The sequence below is a fragment of the Ruegeria sp. SAZD011 genome, assembly GCF_059612545.1.
In genome coordinates this window covers 1-3,806 of sequence record NZ_JBXWQU010000010.1, presented here as the reverse complement: position 1 = coordinate 3,806, position 3,806 = coordinate 1, and the positions used below count along the sequence as shown (strand labels likewise).

Genomic DNA, 3,806 nt, shown 5'->3' with positions numbered 1-3,806 from the left:
CCCAAAATCTCTGATGAGATTTTGTTGACAGAGTTTGCCTTTGCAAACTCTGCGATGTTGCTCTTTGAGAAGAGGTCCGCGCGCGCGGCTTGGCGCGCGCGGGTTTTGGTATCAGGCCATGGCCTGGAGGGCGCGGCGGGTGAGGACGCCTGTCAGGTGGGCGCGATAGGGTTTGGTGCCGTGCAGGTCGGCGATCATGCCGTCCGCCTCGGGTGCCATTCCGTCCAGCGCGGCGCCGCTGGCCAGCGCCTCTTCGGCCGCGCTCCAGCGGAACACACCGTCCTCCGAGGCACCGGTCACCGCGATCCTTGTGCCGCCGGCATAGTGCGCCACGAACACGCCCACCAGCGCAAAGCGCGAGGCGGGTTGCAGGAACTTCTGGTAATTGGCCTTCTCCGGCACCGGGAAGCGCACGCTGGTGATGATCTCGCCCTCGTCCAGTGCCGTGGTGAACAGGCCCTGGAAATAGTCGTCCGCCGCGATCTCGCGCCGGTCGGTCACGATGGTCGCCCCCGACCCCAGCGCCGCTGACGGGTAGCAGGCCGAGGGGTCGTTATTGGCCAGGCTGCCGCCGATGGTGCCCCGGTTGCGCACCGCCGGGTCGCCGATGCCGCCGGCCAGCGCCGCCAGCGCCGGGTAATGCGCCGCCGCCGCGCGCGCCACCTCGGCATGGGTGGTGCCGCCGCCGATCGACAGCGAGCCATCGTCGTTCAGACACACACCCTTCATCTCGGCGATGCCGCCCAGCGACACCAGCTTCGCCGGCGCCGCCAGCCGCTGCTTCAGCGTCGGGATCAGGGTCTGCCCGCCCCCCAGCGCCTGCGCCTCCTCGCTCTTCAGCGCCGCCACCGCCTCGGCCACGCTGCCGGGCCGCTCAAACTCGAAATTATACATCTCGTTCCTCCTCCAAGAGGGCCGGGTCCTGCCCTTTCCTCTTGCTGAAAATATCCCGGGGGTCCGGGGGCTGGCCCCCGGTCCGCCCTCTCGTCTCAGCCCTGCATCGCCGACCAGACCCGCGACGGGCTCATCGGCATGTCGATATGGGTGACCGCCTTGCCGCCCGATTGCAGCGCGTCGATCACCGCGTTCACCACCGAAGGCGGGCTGCCGATGGCCCCGGCCTCGCCGCAGCCCTTCACCCCCAGCGGGTTGTGGGTGCAGGGCGTGGCGCAGGAATGATCCACCGCATAGAACGGCACGTCATCGGCGCGCGGCATCGCGTAATCCATGTAGGACGCGCTCAAAAGCTGCCCGGTCTCCGGATCATAGGCGCAGTTCTCCAGCAGCGCCTGGCCGATCCCCTGGCCCAGCCCGCCGTGCACCTGCCCCGACACGATCATCGGGTTGACGATATTGCCGAAATCATCGGCCGCGCTGAACCGCTCCACCGTCACCTTGCCGGTCTCGGGGTCCACCTCCACCTCGCAGGCATAGGCCCCGGCCGGATAGGTGAAGTTCGACGGGTCGTAGAACGCCGTCTCCTCCAGCCCCGGCTCGATATCCTCCAGCGGGTAGTTATGCGGCACATAGGCCGCCAGCGTCACGTCGCCCCAGGCCACGGACTTGTCCGTGCCCGCAACCGTGAACTGACCGCCCTTCAGCTCGATATCGGCCTCGCTGGCCTCCATCAGATGCGCCGCGATCTTCTTGGCCTTGTTGATGATCTTCTCGGTCGCCCGCACCATGGCCGAGCCGCAGACCGCAAGGCTGCGCGAGCCATAGGTGCCCATGCCGAACGGGATCTTGCTGGAATCGCCATGCACGATCTCGATCATGCTCTCGTCGATACCCAGCATCTCGGCCACCACCTGCGGGAACGCCGTCTCGTGGCCCTGGCCGTGGCTATGCGCCCCCACCATCACCGAGATCGAGCCGGTCGCGTTCACCCGCACCGTGGCCGCGTCGTAAAGACCCGCCCGCGCGCCCAGCTGGCCCACCAGGTTCGACGGCGCGATGCCGCAGGCCTCGATATAGCAGTTCACGCCCAGGCCCCGCAGCTTGCCGCGCGCCTCGGACTCCGCCCGCCGCGCCGCAAAACCCGCGATGTCGGCGATCTCTTCCAGCTTGTCCATCGTGGCGTTGTAGTCGCCCGTGTCATAGACCACCGCGACCGGCGTCTGATAGGGGAACTCGGTCACGAAGTTCTGACGCCTGAGCGCGATCGGGTCGACCCCCAGCTCGCGCGCCGCCTTGTCGATCACGCGCTCCAGCTGATAGGTCGCCTCGGGCCGCCCGGCGCCGCGATAGGCATCCACCGGCACCGTGTTGGTGAACACCGCCTTCACGTTCACATAGATCAGCGGCGTCTTGTAATTGCCCGCCATCAGCGTGCCATGCAGCCAGGTCGGAACGCTCGGCGCAAAGGTCGACAGATAGGCGCCCATGTTGGCATAGGTCTCGGTCCGCAGCGCGGTGAAGTTGTTGTCGGCGTCCAGCGCCAGCTCGATCTTCGACACATGGTCGCGCCCATGCGCGTCCGACATGAAGGCCTCGGACCGCGACGAGGTCCATTTGACCGGCCGCGCCAGCACCTTGGCCGCGAAGGTGCAGAATGCCTCCTCGGCATAGTGGAAGATCTTCGAGCCGAAGCCGCCCCCCACATCGGGCGCCACCACCCTGAGCTTGTGCTCGGGGATGCCCAGCACGAAGGCCCCCATCAGCAGCCGGATCACATGCGGGTTCTGGCTGGTGGTGTAGAGCGTGGATTCTCCCGTCGCCCGGGCAAAATCGCCGATCGCCACCCGCGGTTCCATCGGGTTGGCCACCAGCCGGTTGTTCACCAGTTCCAGCGTCGTCACATGCGCCGCCTCGGCAAAGGCCGCGTCCACCGCGCCCTTGTTCTCCTCGACGAAACCCCAATCATAGCAGAGGTTCGACGGCAGATCGTCATGCACCTTCGCCGCGCCCTCGGCCAGCGCCGCCTTCATGTCGATCACCGCCGGCAGTTCCTCGATCTCGGCCTCGATCGCCTCGGCCGCGTCGCGCGCCTGTTCGGGGCTCTCGGCCACAACCGCCGCGATCGGGTCGCCCACATGGCGCACCTTGCCCTGCGCCAGAACCGGATGCCCCGGCTCGGCCATGGGTTGGCCATGCTTGTCGGTCACCTGCCAGCCGCAGGGCAGACCGCCCACGCCCTCGAAATCGGCGCCGGTAAAGATGCGCACAACGCCGGGCATCGCCGCCGCGGCAGACGTGTCCAGCGACACGATCCGCCCATGCGCCACGTCCGAGCGCAGGAAATGCACGTAAGCCTGGCCGTGAATGTTGATGTCGTCGGTGTAATTGCCGGCGCCGGTCAGAAAGCGCACGTCCTCGCGCCGCTTGCTGCTGGCCCCGATGCCACTGTCCTTGGGCATGTCTCGTCTCCTCCAGATATCAGAATGGTCCGCGGAAAGCTCCGCGTGGCCTCATTCGGCCGCGATCCCGCTCACGTCCTGACCGGACGCCGCCAAAATCGCCTTGACGATGTTGTGATAGCCCGTGCACCGGCACAGGTTCCCCTCAAGATGCGCCCGCACCTCGGCCTCGCTGGGCGTCGGGTTCTCCTTCAGCAGCGCCGCCGCCGACATCACCATCCCCGGCGTGCAGAAACCGCATTGCAGACCGTGATGATCCTGAAACGCCTGCTGCAACGCGTTCAGCGTCCCGTCCGGCCCCGCCTGACCCTCGATCGTCGAAACCTCGCACCCGGCAGCCTCAACCGCAAGCATGTTGCACGACTTCACCGCAACCCCGTCAACATGCACCACGCATGCCCCGCACTGACCCGTGTCACACCCAACATGCGTCCCCGTCAGCGACAACCC

Annotated in this window: 3 protein-coding genes; all 3 read right to left on the bottom strand. The window is 67.0% G+C overall.

Annotated elements, in window-relative coordinates:
* Positions 1-111: 111 nt before the first annotated feature.
* Positions 112-894, bottom strand: a complete 783-nt coding sequence (locus AC2FLM_RS02240; protein ID WP_496855228.1) for an FAD binding domain-containing protein — start codon at positions 892-894, stop codon at positions 112-114.
* Positions 895-989: 95 nt separating this feature from the next.
* Positions 990-3,356 (bottom strand): xanthine dehydrogenase family protein molybdopterin-binding subunit, encoded by a 2,367-nt coding sequence (locus tag AC2FLM_RS02235; RefSeq protein ID WP_496855226.1) that lies wholly within the window; start codon positions 3,354-3,356, stop codon positions 990-992.
* Positions 3,357-3,407: 51 nt separating this feature from the next.
* Positions 3,408-3,806: (2Fe-2S)-binding protein (locus tag AC2FLM_RS02230; RefSeq protein ID WP_496855224.1), on the bottom strand; the 399-nt coding region annotated here is incomplete at its 5' end.

Bases quoted from the DNA above. Each gene is read 5' to 3' on its own strand.
- AC2FLM_RS02235 (WP_496855226.1), bottom strand. From the start codon at position 3,356: ATGCCCAAGGACAGTGGCATCGGGGCCAGCAGCAAGCGGCGCGAGGAC.
- AC2FLM_RS02240 (WP_496855228.1), bottom strand. From the start codon at position 894: ATGTATAATTTCGAGTTTGAGCGGCCCGGCAGCGTGGCCGAGGCGGTG.